Consider the following 20,225-nt stretch of genomic DNA (forward strand, 5'->3'; position numbering starts at 1 on the left):
TCACGCCTCCTTTTGGACGCCGGTCGGCGCCGGTGCCTGATTGGTCGGCGGCAGGCAGGCGGCAAGCAGGATGCCGGCAAGCGCGCCGATGCTCACATGCCAGGGCGAGCCGACGAAATGCATACCGGCGACGGAGGCGAGTCCCGAGACGGTGACGATCGGCAGGAAGCGGTCACGCTTGCGGAAGCCCATGACCAGCCCCATGAAATAGACTGGCAGAAGCACGTCGAGACCGATCGCCTTGGGATCGCCGATCATCTGCCCGAAGATCGCGCCGACCAGCGTGTTGATGATCCAGGGAATGTAGATGACGAGGCCGAAGCCGAGATACCAGGCAAAGGTGATCGGCAGGCCGCGCTCGCCGCGTTTTTCGGTCTCGGCATATTGCGGATCGACCAGCAGGAAGAAGGCGAGGAATTTTTGCCCGAAGGTGAAGTGCCGGACATATTTGGCGATCGACGCCGAATAGAGCACGTGGCGGAAGTTGACGGCAAAGACCGAGAGCACCACCAGCCAGGGCTGGACATGGTTGCCGAAAAGCTCGATGCCGACCATCTGGCTGGCGCCGGCATAGACGGTCGCGCTCATGAATACCGCGTCGGCAATGGTGAAGCCGTTGTCGACCGCAAGCGCTCCGAAGAGCGCGCCAAAGGGCGACGCCGCGAGCATGATGGGAAAGCCGCCGCGTACGCCTTCCCAGAAATCGTTTTTTGTCATGGAAACCTCCGCCGGCCGAGGCGATGAAGCGCTATGCGGCCGGTGCCGGACTGATAGGCGCTTGCGCCCCCGGCAACAATTCAAATGCGCTGATACATTGATTGAATTTTATGATGCCTTGGCGAACGAGGCTTGAACAAAAGGCGCACCGATCGGGAAAACCGGTGCGCCTTGTCTGTAAATTTCAACGGCCGGCCGGACTGGCGTCCTACTTCTTGACTTGGAACGTGTGCTCGATGCCGGGGAAGGTGCGCGCCTTCACTTCGTTGGCATAGTCCTCGGCCGCCCTGGAGATCGCCGGCGCGAGTTCGGCGAAGTGCTTGACGAAGCGCGGCTTGAAGTCGTTGAAGAGGCCGAGCATGTCGTCGGAGACGAGGATCTGGCCATCGCAGGCCGGCGACGCGCCGATGCCGATCGTCGGCGAGCGGAGTTCCGCGGTGATCTCGCGGGCGACCGGCTCGACCGTGCCCTCGATGACGATGCCGAACGCTCCGGCATCGTCGATCGCCTTGGCGTCGCGGCGGATCTTGGCCACTTCCTTGTCGTTGCGGCCAACCGAGCGGTAGCCGCCGGTCGTATTGACCAGCTGCGGCATCAGGCCGACATGACCCAAAACTGGAATGCCGCGGCTGACGAGGAACTCGACCGTCTCAGCCATCTCCGCGCCGCCTTCGAGCTTCACCGCACTGCAGCCGGTTTCCTTCAGAATGCGCGCGGCACTGCGGAACGCCTGTTCCTTCGATTCCTGATAGGAGCCGAAGGGCATGTCGACGACGACGCAAGCGCGCTCCGCCCCGCGCATGACCGCCTGGCCATGGGCGATCATCATCTCGAGCGTCACGCCGACCGTCGTGTCGAGACCGTAGAGCACCATGCCGACGGAATCGCCGACCAGCAGAAAGTCCACATGCGGATCGAGCAGCCTTGCGATCGGCGTCGTATAGGCGGTGAGGCTGACGATCGGGCGTTCGCCCTTCAGCGCTTCGATATTGGCAGGGCTGAGGCGACGCTTGGCGGTCTGCACGCTCATGTCAGGCAACCTTTGAAAGGAACGCGGATTTCGGGGCGATCACGCGGTTGTCGAGCAGCTTGGTCGTGCCGAAGCGGACGAAGAGCAGGAGCAGAACCGGTCGGTCGCCGATGGTCTCGATCGTTTCCAGAGTCTCGGGATCGCGCACGGCAACGACCTCGGGCTTGGCCAGCGGCTCGCTTGCCAGAAACTCGGTGACGGCCTTTTCAAGCGCCGCCACGTCGCTGATGCCGGATGCGACGAGACGCGCAGCTTCGTCGAGCGCCATCGGCACGATCGCCGCGGCGCGGCGCTCGTCGGCCGAGAGATAGACATTGCGCGACGAGCAGGCCAGGCCATCGGCCTCGCGCACCGTCGGCACGCCGATGACGGTGACCGGCTGGGCAAGGTCTTCCACCATGCGGCGGATGATCTGCAGCTGCTGGAAATCCTTCTCGCCGAAATAGGCGCGCCCCGGCTGGACGATGTTGAAAAGCTTGGTGACGACGGTAGCAACACCGGCGAAATGGCCAGGACGGACCGAGCCTTCGAGCTCGCTGCCAAGCGTCGGCACGTCGACGACCGTTTCCATCGGCCGCGGATACATGTCGGCAACGCCAGGCGCGAAGAGATAGTCGACGTTCCCCGCTTCGAGCATAGCCTGGTCGCGGGCGAGGTCGCGCGGATACTTGGAGAGGTCTTCGTTGGCGCCGAACTGCAGCGGGTTGACGAAGATGCTGGCAACGACGACGTCGTTTTCCTCGCGCGCACGCCGCATCAGCTCCATATGGCCGACATGCAGATAGCCCATGGTCGGCACGAAACCGACCGTCTTGCCCGCCCGCCTGTGTTCGGCAAGCGCTGCGCGTAGCTCGGTTATCGTGGTGAAAGTCTTCATCTCCGGACCCTCCAATCCGCGCCGGCGCCTGCCCTTTGGGGATGCTGGCGCGCTACCCTCGGGGACAGCGACGACCCTGCTCCGAGAAAAGGCATTTGCACAAAATTCGGCTGCAATCCTCTATCTTGTGCAGCGCAAAAAAACAATCGGATTGATGACAGCTTGATGACGCCTGGTCGCGCTTGACTTCGCTCTGCGGCCTGTCACGGTGGTCCGGCGACACGATTGCAACCCACGCTGGAGACCGAGATGAAAACCGCACTGCGCCTGTTTGGCATCGTGGTCGCGGCACTGGCTTTTGCTGGTGCGGCCGAAGCGAAGATCCCGCTCATCAACGCCAGCTGCCCCGGCAAGATCGAGGTCCACGCCGACGAAGGTGGCCCGGTCTATATCAATGGCAAGGAAGCCAAGCTGAAGGTGTTCAACGAGAACTATTACGAGGTGCATGGCGCCGGCGTCACCATATCGCTGAGCATCAATCCGGATGGCTCGCCCAGCGTGTCCTACACCGGCAAGGGCGGCGCCAATGGTGTCTGCACGCTGAAGTAACTGGCAAGGCGCGAGGTACTTCCCTTCTACCAAGCGCCTCTCCCAAAGCCCCCACGATGGCTGCTTGGCGCTAATGGCGCCTCCTTCTCCCCTCATCCTCGCCCTCATGGCGGGGATCCAGCGACCCGACGTCGGTCGGGTCAAAGGACCTCTCAGCCCAAGGACTTGGGCTGACTCCGCAGCTCCAACGGAACTGCTAGAGATTCCCGTGACGAGCACAGGAATGGGGGAGGATGCTACCGGCCCAGATCCCCCTCTTCGCCGAGGAAGGGGGCGCCAGTTCAACAATCCGCAGCCCCTAGTTCTCGGCCTACTTCCCGACCCGCTGCTGCAGGTGCTGCGGATAGCGGGCGCCCTGCACCTCGACGGCGGAAAGCGCGGTCTGGATATCGCCCAGTTCCTCGGCCGTGAGGGTGACACCAGCCGCCCCCAGGTTTTCCTCCAGCCGATGCCGCTTCGTTGTCCCCGGGATCGGCACGATCCAGGGCCTTTGCGCCAGCAGCCAGGCAAGCGCGATCTGCGCCTTGGTCACGCCCTTGGCATCGGCAATCGCGCCCAAAAGATCGACCAGAGCCTGGTTGGCCCGTCGCGCGTCGGCTGAGAACCGCGGCACGATCATGCGGAAATCGCTTTGGTCGAAGGTCGTGTTCTCGTTGATCGCGCCGGTCAGGAACCCCTTGCCGAGCGGGCTGAAGGGCACGAAGCCGATGCCGAGTTCTTCCAGCAGCGGCAGGATCTCGGCTTCCGGCTCCCGCCACCAGAGCGAATACTCGCTCTGCAACGCCGTCACCGGCTGCACCGCATGGGCGCGGCGGATCGAGGAGGCGCCCGCCTCCGACATGCCGAAATGCCCGACCTTGCCCTCGGCGATCAGTTCCTTGACCGTGCCGGCGACATCCTCAATCGGCACGTTGGGATCAACGCGATGCTGGTAGAAGAGATCGATCCGATCGGTTCGCAGCCGCTTCAACGCCGTTTCGGCCACTTCACGGATGCGCTCCGGCCGGCTGTCCATGCCCTGGCTGACATCGCCGTTGACGAAGCCGAACTTGGTGGCGATCACCACCTCACCGCGGATCGGCGCCAGCGCCTCGCCGACCAGATCCTCGTTGCCGGTATAGGCCTCGGCGCTGTCGAAGAAGGTGACGCCCAGTTCATGGGCTGCGCGAATGAGCTTGATCGCCTCAGAGCGCTCCGTCGCCGGACCGTAACCGTAGCTGAGGCCCATGCAGCCAAAGCCGATGGCCGAGACTTCGAGAGTGCTTTTTCCAAGCTTGCGTTTCTGCATTGTGATGCTCCTTGATCAGGCCGCGAGGTCTTGCGAAACCGAGCGGCAATTCTGGCAGGCGAGCGAACGGTCAGTTGCCGGACGCTCTACCCGCCTTGCGGTGTGTGGCCGAACGATCAGCGCGACGACGGCAAGTGCTGCCGCCAGCAGGATCGTGCAGCCGATGAGGACATTATCGACCCGGTGGGCGAGCAAGGCACTGCCAGCAAGTCCATCGGCGCCGCGTGCTGCGACGGCGACCAGCACGCTGAGGCCGAGCGAGTTGCCGAGCTGGTGGGCGACGTTGACGACACCGCCGGCAGCCCCCGCGTCTCCCGGCGCAACACCGGCAATGCCGGCAACTGTCAGCGGGCTCAGCGTGAAGCCCTGGCCGAGCCCGATCAGCATCAAGGGCGGTGCCATGCCGAGGAGAAAGGAGGTCTCGGCCGAGATCTGGCTGATCCACAGCATGCCGATCAGCGCCGAAATCAGACCAAAGCCCAGCAGGCGCTGATTGCCGAAGCGAGGCACGAGCCGCGGCACCGAGATCGCCGCGACGAAGTTGACGAGCGTTGCCGGGATGAAGGCAAGCCCGGAGGCCAGCGGATCGAAGTCAAGAACGCCCTGCAGATACTGGGTGAAGAAGAAAAAGAACCCGATCATCGCCGCCAGGAACAACACCCGCGCCAGATAGGCCCCGACCCGCTCGCGGCTGGCAAAGAGCCTCAGCGGCATGATCGGCTGCCGAGCGCGCCGCTCGTTGACGACGAAGACGGCAAGAAGCAGAAGGCCGAGCGCAAGGGCCGCGAGCGTCAGCGGATCATGCGCCCCCTCCTCCGCCGAGCGCACGATGCCATAGACGAGCGCCGTCATGCCGAGGGTCGAACTCACCGCGCCGGCGAGATCGAATTCGCCGGTGCGCCGCTCCGTCTCGCCGACATACCTGCGCGCCGCGAGCATCAAGGCGATGCCGATCGGCAGGTTGATGAAGAAGCCGACCCGCCAGCTGAGCCAGCCGGCGAGCAGTCCGCCAAGCACCATGCCGAAGCTGGCGCCGATGCCGGCGACCGAGCTGTAATAGGCAACCGCCCGCGTGCGCTCCGGTCCCTCGGCAAAATGCGTCTGGATCAGCGCCAGCGTGGCGGGCGCCAGGATTGCCGAACCGAAGCCCTGCACGGCGCGTGCGCCAAGCATCCACGCCGGCGATGGCGCAAAGCCGATCACCACGGAGGCGGCTGTGAAGATCGCAAGCCCGGCCATGAACAGGCGGCGCCGGCCGAGAATGTCGCCGGCCCGCGCCCCGAGCAAAAGGAAGCCGCCGAAGGCCAGCGTATAGGCGCTGTGCACCCAGGAAAGCCCGGCATCGCTGAACTGCAGCTCGTCGCGGATCTTCGGCAGGCCGGTGATCACGATCGAGATGTCGAGCACGATCATCAGGTAACTGACGATGATGATCGCCAGGATCGCCGTCTTGCGGGTAGATAGGTTCTTAACCGACGTGACGTCCATGGCGGTGCCTATTTCGCCTCCGCGCCATACTGCGCGTCCGTTACCTTCTCCATCCAGTCGACCGCCTTGCCGTCGAGCGATTCCTGAATGGCGATATGGGTCATGGCCGTCGTCGGACCGGCGCCGTGCCAGTGCTTCTCGCCGGGTTCGAACCAGACGACGTCACCCGGCCGGATCTCCTCGATCGGCCCACCCGCCCGCTGCACGCGGCCGAAGCCGGAAACGACGATCAGCACCTGGCCAAGCGGATGCGTGTGCCAGGCGGTGCGGGCGCCGGGCTCGAAAGTGACGGCATTGCCGGCGGCGCGCGCAGGGTCGCGCACCGGAAACAGCGGGTCGATACGCACGGTTCCGCTGAACCAGTCCTGCGGACCTTTGGCCGAGGGTTGCGAGCCGCTTCTTCTGATCTCCATGAATTCTCTCCTTGGCAAGCCGGGGCGCAGACCTGTCAGTTCGCCACCTGTTCTGTTGCTGTGCACAATCTAGCGATGGCCGCCGCCTGCGATTAGATGGTATAAACGGCATGGACCTATGAGAAGGATTCATGAATGCTGCGCGAGAATATCAACGACCTCCTCGCCTTCTCGGCCGTAGCGCGCGAGCGCAGCTTCACGAGGGCCGCCGCCCAGCTCGGCGTCTCACAATCGGCCCTCAGCCACACCATGCGTGCGCTCGAAGCCCGGCTTGGCGTCCGACTGTTGACCCGCACCACCCGCAGCGTCTCTCCGACCGAGGCCGGTGAACGGCTGCTTGCCACTCTCGTTCCGCATTTCGAGCAGCTGGAAACCGAACTGACGGCGCTGAGCGAGATCAGGGACAAGCCGGCAGGCACGGTGCGCATCACCACCGCGGAACACGCGGCCGAGACCGTTCTCTGGCCGAAGCTTGAAAAGCTGCTGCCCGATTACCCTGATATCAAGGTCGAGATCATCATCGACTATGGCCTCACCGACATTGTCGCCGAGCGCTATGACGCCGGCGTTCGGCTGGGCGAACAGGTCGCCAAGGACATGATTGCCGTGCGCATCGGGCCGGACATGCGCATGGCCGTCGTCGGCACGCCGGGATATTTCGCGGAACATCCCAAGCCCGTCGTTCCCCAGGACCTGACGCAGCACCGCTGCATCAACCTGAGACTGCCCACCTATGGCGGCATCTATGCCTGGGAGTTCGAAAAGGAGGGTCGAGAACTGAAAGTCCGTGTCGACGGACAACTTGTGTTCAGTCGCCTGTCGCACCGGCTGACCGCCTGTCTCGCCGGCTTCGGTCTTGCCTTCGTGCCGGAGGAAACGGCGCTCACCCACATCGCCGACGGCCGCCTTATCCGGGTGCTCGAAGACTGGTGCGACCCGTTTCCCGGCTACCACCTCTATTACCCCAGTCGCCGCCAGTCCTCACCCGCCTTTGCAGTGCTGGTCGAGGCGCTGCGCTATCGCGGGTGAGTGCTCGAAGCACTCGATCGGACGGCATCGAGAACCCACTCTCGAAACGCTGCAATCTTCGGCTGCTCGGCATTTGCTTCCGGATAGACGAGATAGTAGGCAAAGGCCTCGATATGCGTCTCGCCGGCCAACTGGATCAGGCGCCCCGCTTCGATCTCCGGCGCCACCATCGCGGCGGGAAGCAAGCCTGCGCCAAGACCTGCAAGCACCGCCTGCTGGAGCAGAGCCGTATCATCGAAGGAAGGTCCGGTCGGCAGCGTCGCCTCGGCCAGGTTGTTTGCCTGCAGCCACAGGCTCCACCCCTTCCTGTCCGCGTCCTGCACCTTGGGCCAGGCCACCAACGCAGCAGGGCTTGCCGGCTGCCCCAGGCGCTCGACCAGCAAAGGCGCGGCGACAGGCACCATTTCCACCGCCAGAACGTGATCGCTGCGAAGCCCGGGGTAGTGACCGTAGCCATGGCGGAAAGCAACGTCGACGCCGGCGCGCGAAAAATCGACGAGCGCATTGCTGGTGACGACCTGCAGATCGATCTGCGGATGCGCATCGCGAAATGACGCCATGCGCGGCACAAGCCAGGCGGAGGCAAAGAACGACGTGGCGCTGACGGTAAGGACGCCGCTGTCCGCCGAACCGACGACACGCTTCGATGCCTCGGAAATCTGACGAAAGGCGTTGCGCACCGGCGGCAGGTAATCCCGCCCCGCATCAGTCAGGAAGATGCCGCGGTTCACCCGGACGAACAGCCGCACACCGAGATGCTGCTCCAGCACCTTCAGCATCTGGCTGACCGCACCCGGCGTGACGCACAGCTCCCCGGCCGCGTCCTTCACCGAAAGATGACGGGCGGCCGCTTCGAACGCCCGCAGCGCATTCAGAGGGGGCAACTTCGCCTCTATCATTTAGATATTCTAACTCGAATTCCACAGAATTTATGGTTTGTTCTTTGTCATTCTAACCGGGATATTCGATCGAAAGCAATCGCATTGCATCGGACAGAACTCACGTTCGACATAAGCAAATCTGATGCGATTGAGACGCGTAAACCCGCTGATGTGAACGGTTCATCCAGGAGAACGACAGACATGAAGAGCGACGCCGCCAGCCTTGCCTATCTCGGCCTGACAGAGGTTGGAGCCTTGATCAGAGAGCGGTCCGTTACCGCGAAAGAGGTGGTCGAAGCACAGCTTCAGCGGATCGCTACGCTCGACAAGGATCTGAACAGCTACGCGCTCGTGCTTGGCACGTCTGCCCGCGCGCAGGCCGATGAGGCAGACAGGGAAATCGCCGCAGGGCGGCATCGCGGCCCGCTGCACGGCGTGCCGATCGCCGTCAAGGATCTGTTCTGGCTGAAGGGCGCGCCGACGGCCGCAGGCACCACCGTCCACGGCGCTTTCGTGCCAAGTGAGGATGCAACGGTCGTGCGGCGCCTGCGCGAAGCGGGTGCAGTACTGATCGGCAAGACGCAGCTGACCGAAGGCGCCTATTCGGATCATCACCCCTCGGTGACGCCTCCGAGAAACCCCTGGGACAGCGCCTATTGGCCGGGCATTTCTTCGAGCGGCTCGGGCGTGGCAACGGCGGCGGGTCTTTGCTATGGCGCGCTCGCCTCCGACACCGGCGGCTCCATCCGCTGGCCGGCGGCGGCAAACGGCGTCACCGGGCTGAAACCGACCTGGGGCCGCGTCAGCCGTCACGGCACCTTCGCGCTTGCCGCCTCGCTCGATCACGTCGGAACCATGGCACGCAATACGCTCGATGCCGCCACCATGCTTGCCGCGATCGCCGGCAGCGATCCGCGCGACCCGACCGCCCTTCAGGATTCGGTTCCCGACTATCGCGCCGCCGCCGACATGGGCGTGCGTGGTCTGAGAGTGGGCATCGACCAGGCGTGGAACAGCGCTGACGTCGATCCCGAAACACAGGCCGCCCTACAGGAGGCCCTGCGCGTCCTGGCAGATCTCGACGCACAGATTCTTGAAGTCCGGTTCCCCGACGTGCCCCAGATCGTCGCCGACTGGGTATCGAACTGCGCGGTCGAAGCCGCTGTTGCGCACGAGACGAGTTTTGCGGCGCACAGGGAACAATATGGCGCGGTGCTCGCCGGCGTCATCGAAACCGGCCGCGCGCTTTCCGGCATCGACTACCAGAAAATCCTTTTGCGGCGCGCGGCGTTTCGCGGTGAAGTCGACGCGCTCTTTTCCTCGATCGACCTGCTGCTGACCCCTGTCCAGCCATTCGCGCCGCTGACGCTCAAGACCATCGCGACACTCGGCGAACAGCCGGAACTGATCACCAGGCTGCAACGCTACACCTGCCCGTTCGACATGAGCGGGCACCCGACGCTGACCTTCCCCGGCGGCTTCAGCAACACCAGCATGCCGATCGGACTTCAGCTTGTCGCAGGGCGCCTGAAAGAGGCCAACCTTGTGGCGGGCGGCGCGGCCTTCCAAACGGCAACATCCTGGCATCAGCGCCATCCGGAGATCTGACATGCGCACCGACACATCGAACAAAGGCGTCTTCTATGGCTGGGTGGTCGTCGCCGCCGCCTTCACCGTCACCTTCGTCGGCTTCGGCAGCGCCTATACGTTCAGCGCATTCGTCGAGCCGCTGCAGCGAGACTTCGACGCATCGCGCGGCTCGGTTTCGCTCGTCTTCTCGCTGGCGGGTTTCCTCTATTTCGGGCTGGGCATCGTCTCCGGCCCGCTTGCCGACCGTTGGGGCGCGCGGCGGCTTGCCATGCTCGGCATGCTCCTCGTCGGCCTCGGCCTTGCGCTCGCCAGCCAGGCGCGCAGCATCGCCGAAGTCTACGCCGCCTACAGCCTCGGCATCGGCCTTGGCGTTGGGCTTGCCTATGTGCCGGTGATCGGCACGGTGCAGCGCTGGTTCGTGGCGCGCCGGGGGCTGGCCTCAGGGCTTGCCGTCAGCGGCATCGGCGTCGGAACGCTGGTCATGCCGCCGCTCGCCACCTGGCTGGTTGCCTCGCTCGGCTGGCGCGAAACCTATCTCGTTCTCGGCGCGCTCGCGGCCCTCCTCGGCATCGGCATGTCCACCCTGATTGTTGACAGTCCGAAAGACCGCGGCACGGGTCCGGACGGCGCCCCGATCGCCATACAGGCAACGGCAAAGGCCCCGTCCGGCGTCCCCATGCGCGAAGCCATCCGCACCCGGCGCTTCATCGGCCTTTATGCCGCCTGCCTGCTCTCAGCCTTCGGCGTCTTCGTGCCCTTCGTGCATCTGGTGCCCTATGCTCTCGACCACGGCCTTACCCAGGCTTCCGCCGTGATGCTGCTTGGAACCATCGGTGTTGGAAGCACGCTCGGGCGCTTCCTCCTCGGCAGCCTCGCCGACCGCATGGGCCGACAGGTCTTCCTCGTCGCCATGTTCGCAGGCATGGCCGCCTCCCTCGCCTTTTGGGCTTTTGCCGGCAGTTTCCTGCCACTCGCCATCTTCGCGCTCACCTTCGGCGTCGTTTATGGCGGATGGGTCGCCATTCTGCCCGCCGTGGTGATGGATTATTTCGGCGGACGCCACGTCGGCAGCATCATCGGCGCGCTCTACACCAGCGTTGCCATCGGCACGCTCGTCGGGCCGAGCGCAGCCGGCTTTGCCTTCGATTTCAGCCACAGCTACACCCTGCCGATCCTGGCGGGCGCGTTGGCAAACGGACTGGCGACGGTCATTGCGATGGCGACGGTACGATCACCGGCAGCACCGATGCTTGCGAACTGACCGGATGCCGCCGCCCGGTCGGTGTTCCACGCAGCAGAGGAATCCAAGGGCGGAGAAGAATGGTCGGGCCGTTCCGGTGCCGCCACCAGTCCTCACGGCCTCTGCGGTGGCGGCGGACGTGTTGTCTGTTACGGGGTGAGCGACACCTAGTCGAAATCGAACAGATCGCCGAGAGCCTGACCTCCGATCTCGTTCGAAGAGTGCCAGGAGACCCAGATCGGCTCTGAGAGCACCCCATGATCGACCAGCGCCTTCAGAACGAGCTGAGCAAGTTGTTCCGGTTTGGACACGAGCCTTCGTTCGCTGACGAAGCAATCGAGCCGGGTATGCGGGTGGACGCCCTCGGCGGGAACCGCAGGACGTGAGACGTAAAACCGCGCAACGGTTGTGGAAACTGAGCCCGCCCCGCGTGCGTTGCGCACACTGTGATAAACCTCCCCGTGTTGCAGGGAATTCCTGTCGCCACCTTTCAGATAGTACTCGGAGGAAAGGTCAATCTTGGTCATGATCCAGCGGCTCGCATCTCAAACGCATTTCCGTACCTTGCGTAGATTCGCCGTAGGTGCCCTCACAATCAAGCGCCGATGGCCCTCGTCACGAACTTGCCGAGCCCTTCGCCGGCGATCTCAGCCGAACACCCTTTAATACCCGGGGTTGCGCCCCACATCAGCCGGGCTCAAAAAAACTTTGAGCCCGTGTCGGATTCGTCGGTCGGCATTCGTCCTTCGTTCGTAAAACACAAAATCCATTCCAAGGAGCATTTCATGCGCATGATTTTCGTGAACCTGCCGGTCAAGGATCTGAAGGCTTCGCGCGCGTTCTTCGCCGCCCTCGGCTTCACCTTCAACGAGCAGTTCTCCGACGACACCGCCGCCTGCACGGTGATCTCGGACAATATCTTCGTCATGCTTTTGACCGAGCCGAAGTTCCGCGACTTCATCACCGGTGAGATCAGCGACGCCCGGAAAGGCACCGAAGTCATCACCGCGCTTTCGGCCGGAAGCCGCGCCGAAGTCGACGACATGCTCGCCAAGGCACTCGCCGCCGGCGCCAAGCCCTGGAAGCCGGCGATCGACTACGGCTTCATGTACGGCATCTCCTTCCAGGACCTCGACGGTCACGTCTGGGAATTCATGTGGATGGACCAGGAAGCAGCCCAACAGCAAGGCTGATGAACCCAGGCAAAGCCACTGGCCAGCGCCCGCCGCCGAAAGCGGCGGGCGTTTTTGTGTGGTCGAATGATCGCAGCACCGGCCAGAAGCACCCGCCGGCATCCGATTTGAGGCGAAACTGCTCGAAAAATCCGATAGTTGGGAGCGGATACGAATAGCGAGCGAGCCGTAGCTTGCGCTTGCAAGCATGCAGATTGAGGAACCCCATGTCGAGCGACGTCGAAGCCAAGCACTGGTCGAAGGTCGAGCTTCTGCACGAGACCGTGCGTAACCCGAATATCCACGTGCGTGGCACCAACAGCTACTACAGCAACGCCTGGACCGGATCATTCGAAGAGAGCGTCGTTCGCTACCTCTATGGCGACGACTACAGCCTCAAGGCCTGGGAGCCGCAATGGCCGATCGACCAGCTGCGGATCGGCGACTATGTCGCGATCGGCGCGGAAGCGGTGATCCTGTTGGGTGGCAACCACACCCACCGGACTGATTGGGTGAGCCTCTACCCGTTCCTGGACATGATTGGCGAAGCTTATATCGGCAAGGGCGACACCATCATCGGTGACGGCACCTGGATCGGCATGCGCGCCATGATCATGCCGGGCGTCACCCTTGGTGAAGGCGCAGTCGTCGCTTCGGATGCGATCGTAACCAAGGATGTTGCGCCCTATACCATCGTTGCCGGCAATCCGGCCCGACCGGTTCGCCAACGGTTCCCCGGGGCCGATATCGAGACGCTGCTCGCACTCGGCATCTACCGGTGGGAGAAGTCGAAATTCGACGCGCTGCGTCGCTTCATCTGCGGCGGCGACATCGCCGCGCTGAAGACCGCATCCGAAGCCTACGACACCGAGCGGGCGTAACCACGCCGCCCGCCCATCGCGCCTGATCGGCGGGCATCACCCGCCAACCAGCGCCAGCCACTCGTCCTCGTCCATGGTCTGGACGCCGAGTTCGCGGGCCTTGTCGAGCTTCGATCCCGCGCCCGGGCCGGCAACGACGATATCGGTCTTCTTCGACACCGAACCCGCCACCTTGGCGCCGAGGCTTTCCGCCTTGGCCTTGGCTTCGTCGCGCGTCATCTTTTCGAGCGAGCCGGTAAAGACGACGGTCTTGCCTGCAACCGGGCTGTCGCTCGCGACCGGCGCTTCCGCCGCCTCCGGCGTTACCTCGGAGAGCAGCCGGGTGACCACCTCGAGGTTGCGCGGCTCCTTGTAGAACTCGACGATGGCGCGGGCGACGACCTCACCGATGCCGTCGATGCTGTTCAGCTCGTTCCAGGCGTCACCGGTGAAGGTCGAAGCCTCGCTCATCGCCGTGCCGAAATGCTCGTAGTTGCCGTAGGAACGCGCCAGCAGCTTCGCCGTCGTCTCGCCCACATGGCGGATGCCGAGCGCGTAGATGAAGCGGTGAAGTGCGATGGAGCGGCGCGTGTTGATCGCCTCATAGAGCTTGCGTACGCTGACCCGGCCGAAGCCGTCGATGTTTTCAAGCTTGGTGAGCGACGCCTCCTGGCGCTTCTCCAGCGTGAAGATATCAGGCGCCGTGCGGATCATCAGCGTCGGGTCTTCGCTTTCGAAGAAGAACTCGATCTGCTTCGAGCCGAGACCCTCGATGTCGTAGGCGTTGCGCGAGACGAAGTGCTTCAAGTGCTCGACGGCTTGGGCGCGGCAGACGAAGCCGCCGGTGCAGCGGCGCACCGCATCGACCTTGCCGGTCTTCTCGTTGATGTCGCGCACCGCATGGCTGCCGCAGACCGGGCATGTGGTCGGGAAGCGATAGGGCTCGGCGCCCTCTTTGCGCTCGTCCATCACCACATCGACGATCTGCGGGATGACGTCGCCGGCGCGCTGGACGATCACCATGTCGCCGATGCGGATGTCGCGGCCCTCGCGGATCGCCTCGCCCGAATTGCCAAGCCCCTTGATGTAATCCTCGTTGTGCAGCGTCGCATTGGTAACGACAACGCCGCCGACGGTGATCGGCTCCAGCCGTGCCACCGGTGTGAGCGCGCCAGTGCGCCCCACCTGGATGTCGATCGCCGTCAGCCGGGTAAACGCCTGCTCGGCCGGGAACTTGTGCGCGGTTGCCCAGCGCGGCGAACGTGAGCGGAAGCCGAGGCGGGACTGCAGGTCGAGCCGGTCGACCTTGTAGACCACGCCGTCGATATCGTAGTCGAGATCCGGCCGCTCGCGCTCGATGTGATGATAGTGTTCGAGCAGTGCGTCGGCCGAAATCAGCCGCTGCATCAGCGGGTTGACCGGGAAGCCCCAGGCCTTGAACACATCGACCATGCCCATCTGGGTGTCGGCAGGCATCTCCGAGATCTCGCCCCAGGCATAGGCGAAGAAGCGCAGCTTGCGGCTTGCCGTCACCTTGGCGTCGAGCTGGCGGAGCGACCCCGAGGCGGTGTTGCGCGGGTTGACGTAGAGCGGCTTGCCCTGCGCTGCCATTTCGGCATTGAGCGCTGCAAAGTCGGACTTCGCCATGTAGATTTCGCCGCGCACCTCGACGACATCGGGCGCCCCCGCCGGCAGCGTCTGCGGGATCATGCCGATGGTGCGGATGTTGGCGGTGACGTTTTCGCCGGTCGTGCCGTCGCCGCGCGTCGCGGCCGTTACCAGCCGGCGGTTCTCGTAGCGCAGCGACATCGACAGGCCGTCGATCTTCGGCTCCGCGGTAAAGGCAATGGAATTGTCGGGAAGTTGCCCGAGGAACCGGTAGACGGACGCTACGAAATCACGCGCGTCTTCGTCGGAAAACGTGTTGTCGAGCGACAGCATCGGCCGGGCGTGAACGACCGGCTGGAAGGTGACCGAAGGTGCCGCCCCCACCTTCCTCGATGGGCTGTCCTCGCGGATGAGTGCCGGAAAGCGCGCCTCGATCGCATCGTTGCGCCGCTTCAGCGCATCATAATCCGCGTCCGAAATCTCCGGCGCATCCTCACCGTGGTAGAGCGCATCGTGCCGGGCAAGCTCGGCGGCGAGAAAGGCGAGTTCCCCTGCGGCTTCCGTTTCGGTGAGATTCTCGACGGGTTTCAGTTCATTGGCCATACGCGACGACTCCGGATTCGGAGTCGTTTTGTAGAGCAACCGGTGAGAAAGAAAAGAGCGCGGCATACAGACACAACCAGCTTGGCGAGAACGCGGGCAGCGTCGTCACGACGACCGGTCACACCAGTGCCAGCCTCTTTTCGTGTAGAACGTTAACCGGCGGAAATTGCACACAGTCGCAAGCGTCGAAGGTGAGTGAAAAGTCGATCCGCTTTTGCAACGCCCATTTGATCGCCGCGTCCGACGCTGCCGCCGGTATCGTTGCCGCAATCGTGCAATGCGGCACCCAACTGGCTGGTCGATAGTGTTCGTGGCAGTTCGATGGATCTATCTCTTTGTGCACGCCGGCATGCGCTTCCAAAAGCTCATCCGTCACTTCCGGCTTTGCCCAAAGGATCAACGAATTGCTTCTGAAGAAACGGACCGCCGAGAAGCTCAATGTCACGGCGGATCGGGCCAAGAAAACCCGATCGACAACCTCGGCCAATAACCCTGTTGGGCAGGTTTGGTACAGTGCAAGTGTCAGATGCGGCGGATAGTTCAACGCCTGCATGGATGGGGCAGCTTCAAATGCCGCAGCTTCATCCCAGAGCTGGCGAACAGGCGCGCCGGTCTCGTTCGAACACCTCAGTACTATCCCATAAGCCATTGCTTACCCCGTATACCGAGCCACGACGCCCCCTATACGGATTGCATTTGATACGGAATACCGACCGAAAACAACCATTGCTGGTGGCTGTCTGTCGCCGCTGTTCTCACATGTCGAAACTCACGTCTCCACATAAAACACCCCACAGAGACACGCACGTGACCGGGTGGCACTCTGGCGAGGAAGCATTGAGCCCTAGCCGTTGCCCGCCAGCAGGCGCGCTGCAGCCGCCCTCGCCTCTTCGGTGATCGAGGCGCCGGCGAGCATGCGAGCGATTTCCTCTGTGCGCGCCTTGTCGTCCATGCGGGCAACGCGGGTCGCGATCGTCTCGGCCTTTTCGGCCGAGGGACCCTTGGAGATCAGGAGATGCGTTGCGGCCCGTGCTGCCACCTGCGGTGCATGGGTGACGGAAAGCACCTGCACGGTGCCCGAAAGCCGCTTCAGCCGCTGGCCGATGGCATCGGCCACCGCACCGCCGACGCCGGTGTCGATTTCGTCGAAGACGAGCGTCGGCGCCGAGCCGCGATCGGCAAGCGCCACCTTCAGCGCCAGCAGGAAGCGCGAGAGCTCGCCGCCCGAGGCAACCTTCATGATCGGCCCTGGCCGCGTGCCAGGGTTCGTCTGGACATGAAACTCGACGAGGTCGATGCCTTCCGCCGTTGCCTGCGCCGGATCGCTCTGAACTTCCACCATGAAGCGTGCGCGTTCGAGCTTCAGCGCCGGCAGTTCGGCCATGACGGCGGCGGAAAGGGCCGAGGCCGTGCGGTGGCGCTTTTCCGAAAGCGAGCGCGCCGACGCGTCGAAGGCTGCCTTGGCAACGCCGACCTGACCTTCGAGCTGCTTCAGTTTTTCCTCGCCGGCATCGAGATCGGCAAGATCAGAGATCATGCGCACGGCAAGTGCCGGCAGTTCGGCGACCGGCACGGAGTATTTGCGGCTGGCGGCGCGCAACGCAAACAGCCGCTCCTCCACCCGCTCCAGCTCTTTCGGGTCGAATTCGGTGTTGCGCAAGGCGCGCTCGACGGCCATCTGCGCGTCGGAAAGCTGGTTCAGGGCACCGTCGAGCAGTTCCACCGTCTCTTCGAGCAGTCCCGGCGCCTCCTGGCTCTTGCGCTCGAGACGGCGCACCAGCGAGGCGATCAGCGGAACCGGCGAGGCGTTGCCGTTGAGGAACTCCGAAGCCTCGTTGATGTCGCCGGCGATGCGCTCGGACTTCATCATCCGCGCCCGCTTTTCGGCAAGCTCGTCCTCTTCGCCGTCACGCGGGCTGAGCTTTTCCAGTTCCTCGACCGAGGAACGCAGGAAATCCGCCTCGCGCGCGGCAGCCTCGACGCGTTCGCGATGCTTCTTCAGACCGCGCTCGGCATCTTTCCAGGCGCGATAGAGGTTGCCGACATGGTGCGCCTCTTCGGAGGTGCCGCCGAACGCATCGAGCAGCGTGCGGTGCGCGTCGATGTCGACAAGCGCCCGGTCGTCATGCTGTCCGTGGATTTCGACGAGCGTCTGCCCGAGCTGGCGCATCAGCTGGACGCTGATCGGCTGGTCGTTGACATAGGCCTTGGTGCGGCCATCAGCGGACTGGACACGGCGGAAGATCAGGTCGCCATCATCATCGATGCCGTTCTCGTGCAGCATCAGCCGCGCCGAATGCCCGATGGGCACGTCGAACACCGCCGTCACCTGGCCCTTGTCGGAGCCGTGGCGCACCAGCGAACCGTCGCCGCGGCCACCAAGGGCCAGCGACAGGCTGTCGAGCAGGATGGATTTGCCAGCGCCGGTCTCACCGGTCAGCACCGAGAGCCCGGCGTCGAACGCCAGATCAAGCCGTTCAATCAGGACGATATCGCGGATCGAAAGCTGGGCGAGCATCCGGGTTCGTATCTTCCTTGACGGGCGCCGACGGGATCAGGCGCCGATGAGGTTCTTGGCAGCGCGCGAAATCCAGGAGTTGCCGCTTTCACGCGGCTCCAGGCCACCAGACTGCAGCAACTTGAAGGAATCGGCGTACCACTGGCTGTCCGGATAGTTGTGGCCGAGAACGGCGGCAGCAGTCTGCGCCTCTGCGGTCACGCCCATCGCGAAATAGGCCTCTGTCAGACGCGCCAGCGCTTCTTCCACCTGGTTGGTGTTTGGATACTGCTCGATGACGACGCGGAAGCGCGACACGGCTGCCAGGTATTCCTTGCGCTCGAGATAATAGCGGCCGACCTGCATTTCCTTGCCGGCGAGCTGGTCGCGGGCAAAGCGGATCTTCGACTTGGCGTCATCGACATATTCGGAGTCCGGATAGCGATCGACGACAGCCTGCATGGCCTCGATCGCCTTCATTGCCGGCTTCTGGTCCTGCGTTACAGCGGGGATCTGCTTGGTATAGGCCAGCCCCTGGATGTACTGCGCATAGGCCGCGTCTTCCGACTGCGGATAAAGATTGAGGTAACGACCGGTGGCGTTGATCGCCTCCTGGTACTGCCCGTTTCGGTAGGAAACAAAGGCGTTCATGACCAACGCCTTGCGGGCATATTCCGAGAACGGATGCTGGCGGTCGAGCGCTTCGAACTTGCGCGACGCTTCCGTCGTCTTGCCGGCATTGAGGTTGGCAAGGCCCTGATTGTAGAGCACTTCCGGCGGATCGGTTTCCGCCGTCAACTTGGTGATGTCGATATCCGGATCGTTCTGGCAGGCGGTAATCAGGGCGCTGCCGGCAATGGCCGCGACGATCACGGCGGCGACGCGCGCTGACTTTCTCAGATCAACAGAAACTGCAAGAACCATCGGATATTCCCGTTCCACTCTGCGGGCATGGACCCCGCCAGACATGCGCTTTTAGAGCAAGTTACCTTGAGACCGCAACGTCATGATCGGTGATTCATGCAAATTTGTGGCGGCCCTATCATGAAAATGCCGGCCTTTCGGCCGGCGACTGGAGGAGATGATGACTTTTCTTAGTTATGCGGACCAGGGCGCAAAGCCCGGAACTGCAACAGCAACCATATCGCGCGCGCGGGTGCGCTGACGCGGGGTCGCCGTTTCGACCACTTCGTAGGCGGTCGGATCGCTGAGAAGCGCTTTCAGCGCGTTTGCGTTCATCTTGTGACCACCGCGATAGGAGCGGTAGCAACCGATGAACGGCGCGCCGGCGAGCGAGAGATCGCCGACCGCATCGAGCGTCTTGTGGCGAACGAACTCGTCCGTGTAACGCAGGCCCTCGACGTTGATCACCGTGTTATCGTCGGAGATGACGACGGAGTTTTCGAGCGAGGAGCCGAGCGCGAAGCCGGCAGCCCAGAGGCGCTCGACATCACGCATGAAGCCGAAGGTGCGGGCGCGCGACAGTTCGTTCTTGAAGACGGACGGTGTCATATCGCCCTTCCAGGCCTGGCGACCGATCAGCGGGCAATCGAAATCGATCTCGACCTCGAAGCGCATGCCGTCATAGGGCGTGAACTCCGACCAGGACGCACCCGATTCGATGCGCACCGGCTTGACGATGCGGATGTAGCGACGCTTGACCGCAAGGGCGCGAACGCCCACCTGCTCGATCGCGTCGATGAAGGGTTCGGAGCTGCCGTCCATGATCGGCATTTCGGCGCCGTGAACTTCGACCGTCAGGTTGTCGAGGCCGAGCGCATAGATCGCAGCCATCACGTGTTCGATCGTGGCGATCGAGGTGGCGGGCGACATGCCGAGAACGGTGCAGAGATCGGTGTTGCCGACCTGCGATGAAACCGCCTTGTATTCACTGACCCGGCCGTTGGCGAGAACGCGCTGGAACACGATGCCCGCATCGGCTTCCGCCGGATGGAAGGTGATCGACACTTCCGCACCCGAGTGAACGCCAATTCCCTTCAGCGTTACCGGGCTTGCAATCGTCGTCTGAAACCCGAGCAATTCGATTCCCATTCTCGTCACTTTCAATACCTGTGGCCGTAGGCCAAAATCTGCTGGCGGACGCAGCGATCAAGGGCACAAACAAGGCGCCCGAGAGTCTCGGAGCAAAATCCGATCCTCTGCGTTTCGAACAGACAGCGCTTGATCGAATCGCATGCGTCCCCAATTCCGACCTTGAAAATAGGAGTTTGGAGGCACCATTCCAAATCACTGTTCGTTTCGCTTTGTTACGTATTTACGACGGTCCGTAACATTGGACCAAGCATCTGAAATAATGAAGAAAATGCAAAAATGCCCGGGCAGTTGCCCGGGCATTCGGCAAGGTGAAGGAACGGGCCTTCCA

Annotated in this window: 19 protein-coding genes; 6 read left to right on the top strand and 13 right to left on the bottom strand. The window is 63.3% G+C overall.

Annotation, left to right across the window (positions count from 1 at the left end; all coding sequences use genetic code 11):
* From PWG15_RS11560 to panC, 3 genes are all read right to left on the bottom strand, one after another.
* Positions 1-717 (bottom strand): AzlC family ABC transporter permease, encoded by a 717-nt coding sequence (locus PWG15_RS11560; protein WP_275019914.1) that lies wholly within the window; start codon positions 715-717, stop codon positions 1-3.
* Between the two features lie 208 nt (positions 718-925).
* On the bottom strand, positions 926-1,747 hold the full coding sequence (panB, locus tag PWG15_RS11565) for a 3-methyl-2-oxobutanoate hydroxymethyltransferase (protein WP_275019915.1): 822 nt from the start codon (positions 1,745-1,747) through the stop codon (positions 926-928).
* A 1-nt stretch (position 1,748) separates the two neighbouring features.
* Positions 1,749-2,624, bottom strand: coding sequence for a pantoate--beta-alanine ligase (gene panC / locus PWG15_RS11570; RefSeq protein WP_275019916.1), 876 nt, complete (start codon positions 2,622-2,624; stop codon positions 1,749-1,751).
* A 249-nt stretch (positions 2,625-2,873) separates the two neighbouring features.
* On the opposite strand from panC, the gene PWG15_RS11575 reads away from it, so the two are divergent.
* The gene (locus PWG15_RS11575) at positions 2,874-3,173 is read left to right on the top strand and encodes a hypothetical protein (protein WP_275019917.1); all 300 of its coding nucleotides are present in this window, start codon (positions 2,874-2,876) and stop codon (positions 3,171-3,173) included.
* 310 nt (positions 3,174-3,483) lie between these two features.
* Here PWG15_RS11575 and PWG15_RS11580 read toward each other — a convergent pair whose 3' ends face one another.
* From PWG15_RS11580 to PWG15_RS11590, 3 genes are read right to left on the bottom strand one after another with little or no spacing between them, the layout of a single operon-like run.
* On the bottom strand, positions 3,484-4,461 hold the full coding sequence (locus tag PWG15_RS11580) for an aldo/keto reductase (protein ID WP_275019918.1): 978 nt from the start codon (positions 4,459-4,461) through the stop codon (positions 3,484-3,486).
* Positions 4,462-4,476: 15 nt separating this feature from the next.
* Complete coding sequence (locus tag PWG15_RS11585) at positions 4,477-5,949, bottom strand: MFS transporter (RefSeq protein ID WP_275019919.1); 1,473 nt, start codon at positions 5,947-5,949, stop codon at positions 4,477-4,479.
* A gap of 8 nt (positions 5,950-5,957) precedes the next feature.
* Positions 5,958-6,362: a (R)-mandelonitrile lyase gene (locus PWG15_RS11590; RefSeq protein ID WP_275019920.1), complete on the bottom strand. Its 405-nt coding sequence runs from the start codon at positions 6,360-6,362 to the stop codon at positions 5,958-5,960.
* Between the two features lie 135 nt (positions 6,363-6,497).
* Here PWG15_RS11590 and PWG15_RS11595 point away from each other — a divergent pair, with 135 nt between their 5' ends.
* Positions 6,498-7,391 carry a LysR family transcriptional regulator gene (locus PWG15_RS11595; protein ID WP_275019921.1) on the top strand — a complete coding sequence of 298 codons (894 nt, stop codon included), beginning with the start codon at positions 6,498-6,500 and terminating at the stop codon, positions 7,389-7,391.
* Here the strand turns inward: PWG15_RS11595 and gcvA are convergent.
* Positions 7,379-8,275 (bottom strand): transcriptional regulator GcvA, encoded by an 897-nt coding sequence (gcvA, locus tag PWG15_RS11600; protein WP_275019922.1) that lies wholly within the window; start codon positions 8,273-8,275, stop codon positions 7,379-7,381. The two genes, PWG15_RS11595 and gcvA, sit on opposite strands and share 13 nt — an antisense overlap.
* Before the next feature lie 198 nt (positions 8,276-8,473).
* Here gcvA and PWG15_RS11605 point away from each other — a divergent pair, with 198 nt between their 5' ends.
* A complete protein-coding gene (locus tag PWG15_RS11605; protein WP_275019923.1) occupies positions 8,474-9,880 on the top strand; it encodes an amidase in 1,407 nt (468 codons plus the stop codon).
* A 1-nt stretch (position 9,881) separates the two neighbouring features.
* A complete protein-coding gene (locus PWG15_RS11610) occupies positions 9,882-11,123 on the top strand; it encodes an MFS transporter (protein ID WP_275019924.1) in 1,242 nt (413 codons plus the stop codon).
* A 146-nt stretch (positions 11,124-11,269) separates the two neighbouring features.
* On the opposite strand, the gene PWG15_RS11615 is transcribed toward PWG15_RS11610, so the two are convergent.
* Positions 11,270-11,629, bottom strand: a complete 360-nt coding sequence (locus PWG15_RS11615; protein WP_275019925.1) for a hypothetical protein — start codon at positions 11,627-11,629, stop codon at positions 11,270-11,272.
* Positions 11,630-11,887: 258 nt separating this feature from the next.
* On the opposite strand from PWG15_RS11615, the gene PWG15_RS11620 reads away from it, so the two are divergent.
* Together PWG15_RS11620 and PWG15_RS11625 are read left to right on the top strand one after the other, a co-directional pair.
* On the top strand, positions 11,888-12,295 hold the full coding sequence (locus tag PWG15_RS11620; protein WP_057253499.1) for a VOC family protein: 408 nt from the start codon (positions 11,888-11,890) through the stop codon (positions 12,293-12,295).
* A 206-nt stretch (positions 12,296-12,501) separates the two neighbouring features.
* Entirely contained in the window at positions 12,502-13,155 is a 654-nt protein-coding gene (locus PWG15_RS11625) for a CatB-related O-acetyltransferase (RefSeq protein WP_275019926.1), read from the top strand.
* Between the two features lie 36 nt (positions 13,156-13,191).
* Here PWG15_RS11625 and ligA read toward each other — a convergent pair whose 3' ends face one another.
* From ligA to lpxC, 5 genes are all read right to left on the bottom strand, one after another.
* Positions 13,192-15,345 (bottom strand): NAD-dependent DNA ligase LigA, encoded by a 2,154-nt coding sequence (ligA, locus tag PWG15_RS11630; RefSeq protein WP_275019927.1) that lies wholly within the window; start codon positions 15,343-15,345, stop codon positions 13,192-13,194.
* Positions 15,346-15,463: 118 nt separating this feature from the next.
* Positions 15,464-15,994: a 2'-5' RNA ligase family protein gene (locus PWG15_RS11635; protein WP_275019928.1), complete on the bottom strand. Its 531-nt coding sequence runs from the start codon at positions 15,992-15,994 to the stop codon at positions 15,464-15,466.
* A 195-nt stretch (positions 15,995-16,189) separates the two neighbouring features.
* Positions 16,190-17,863: a DNA repair protein RecN gene (recN, locus tag PWG15_RS11640; RefSeq protein ID WP_275019929.1), complete on the bottom strand. Its 1,674-nt coding sequence runs from the start codon at positions 17,861-17,863 to the stop codon at positions 16,190-16,192.
* A gap of 36 nt (positions 17,864-17,899) precedes the next feature.
* Positions 17,900-18,766 carry an outer membrane protein assembly factor BamD gene (locus tag PWG15_RS11645; RefSeq protein ID WP_275019930.1) on the bottom strand — a complete coding sequence of 289 codons (867 nt, stop codon included), beginning with the start codon at positions 18,764-18,766 and terminating at the stop codon, positions 17,900-17,902.
* Between the two features lie 174 nt (positions 18,767-18,940).
* Positions 18,941-19,894 carry a UDP-3-O-acyl-N-acetylglucosamine deacetylase gene (gene lpxC / locus PWG15_RS11650; protein ID WP_275019931.1) on the bottom strand — a complete coding sequence of 318 codons (954 nt, stop codon included), beginning with the start codon at positions 19,892-19,894 and terminating at the stop codon, positions 18,941-18,943.
* Positions 19,895-20,225: the final 331 nt, after the last annotated feature.

It is taken from the genome of Ensifer adhaerens (assembly GCF_028993555.1).
Taxonomy (GTDB): domain Bacteria; phylum Pseudomonadota; class Alphaproteobacteria; order Rhizobiales; family Rhizobiaceae; genus Ensifer; species Ensifer adhaerens_I.

What these genes read in the sequence shown, in the direction of transcription:
- PWG15_RS11560 (WP_275019914.1), bottom strand. Translation starts at nt 717, where the DNA reads ATGACAAAAAACGATTTCTGGGAAGGCGTACGCGGCGGCTTTCCCATC.
- panB (WP_275019915.1), bottom strand. Translation starts at nt 1,747, where the DNA reads ATGAGCGTGCAGACCGCCAAGCGTCGCCTCAGCCCTGCCAATATCGAA.
- panC (WP_275019916.1), bottom strand. Translation starts at nt 2,624, where the DNA reads ATGAAGACTTTCACCACGATAACCGAGCTACGCGCAGCGCTTGCCGAA.
- PWG15_RS11575 (WP_275019917.1), top strand. Translation starts at nt 2,874, where the DNA reads ATGAAAACCGCACTGCGCCTGTTTGGCATCGTGGTCGCGGCACTGGCT.
- PWG15_RS11580 (WP_275019918.1), bottom strand. Translation starts at nt 4,461, where the DNA reads ATGCAGAAACGCAAGCTTGGAAAAAGCACTCTCGAAGTCTCGGCCATC.
- PWG15_RS11585 (WP_275019919.1), bottom strand. Translation starts at nt 5,949, where the DNA reads ATGGACGTCACGTCGGTTAAGAACCTATCTACCCGCAAGACGGCGATC.
- PWG15_RS11590 (WP_275019920.1), bottom strand. Translation starts at nt 6,362, where the DNA reads ATGGAGATCAGAAGAAGCGGCTCGCAACCCTCGGCCAAAGGTCCGCAG.
- PWG15_RS11595 (WP_275019921.1), top strand. Translation starts at nt 6,498, where the DNA reads ATGCTGCGCGAGAATATCAACGACCTCCTCGCCTTCTCGGCCGTAGCG.
- PWG15_RS11605 (WP_275019923.1), top strand. Translation starts at nt 8,474, where the DNA reads ATGAAGAGCGACGCCGCCAGCCTTGCCTATCTCGGCCTGACAGAGGTT.
- PWG15_RS11610 (WP_275019924.1), top strand. Translation starts at nt 9,882, where the DNA reads ATGCGCACCGACACATCGAACAAAGGCGTCTTCTATGGCTGGGTGGTC.
- PWG15_RS11615 (WP_275019925.1), bottom strand. Translation starts at nt 11,629, where the DNA reads ATGACCAAGATTGACCTTTCCTCCGAGTACTATCTGAAAGGTGGCGAC.
- PWG15_RS11620 (WP_057253499.1), top strand. Translation starts at nt 11,888, where the DNA reads ATGCGCATGATTTTCGTGAACCTGCCGGTCAAGGATCTGAAGGCTTCG.
- PWG15_RS11625 (WP_275019926.1), top strand. Translation starts at nt 12,502, where the DNA reads ATGTCGAGCGACGTCGAAGCCAAGCACTGGTCGAAGGTCGAGCTTCTG.
- ligA (WP_275019927.1), bottom strand. Translation starts at nt 15,345, where the DNA reads ATGGCCAATGAACTGAAACCCGTCGAGAATCTCACCGAAACGGAAGCC.
- PWG15_RS11635 (WP_275019928.1), bottom strand. Translation starts at nt 15,994, where the DNA reads ATGGCTTATGGGATAGTACTGAGGTGTTCGAACGAGACCGGCGCGCCT.
- recN (WP_275019929.1), bottom strand. Translation starts at nt 17,863, where the DNA reads ATGCTCGCCCAGCTTTCGATCCGCGATATCGTCCTGATTGAACGGCTT.
- PWG15_RS11645 (WP_275019930.1), bottom strand. Translation starts at nt 18,766, where the DNA reads ATGGTTCTTGCAGTTTCTGTTGATCTGAGAAAGTCAGCGCGCGTCGCC.
- lpxC (WP_275019931.1), bottom strand. Translation starts at nt 19,894, where the DNA reads ATGGGAATCGAATTGCTCGGGTTTCAGACGACGATTGCAAGCCCGGTA.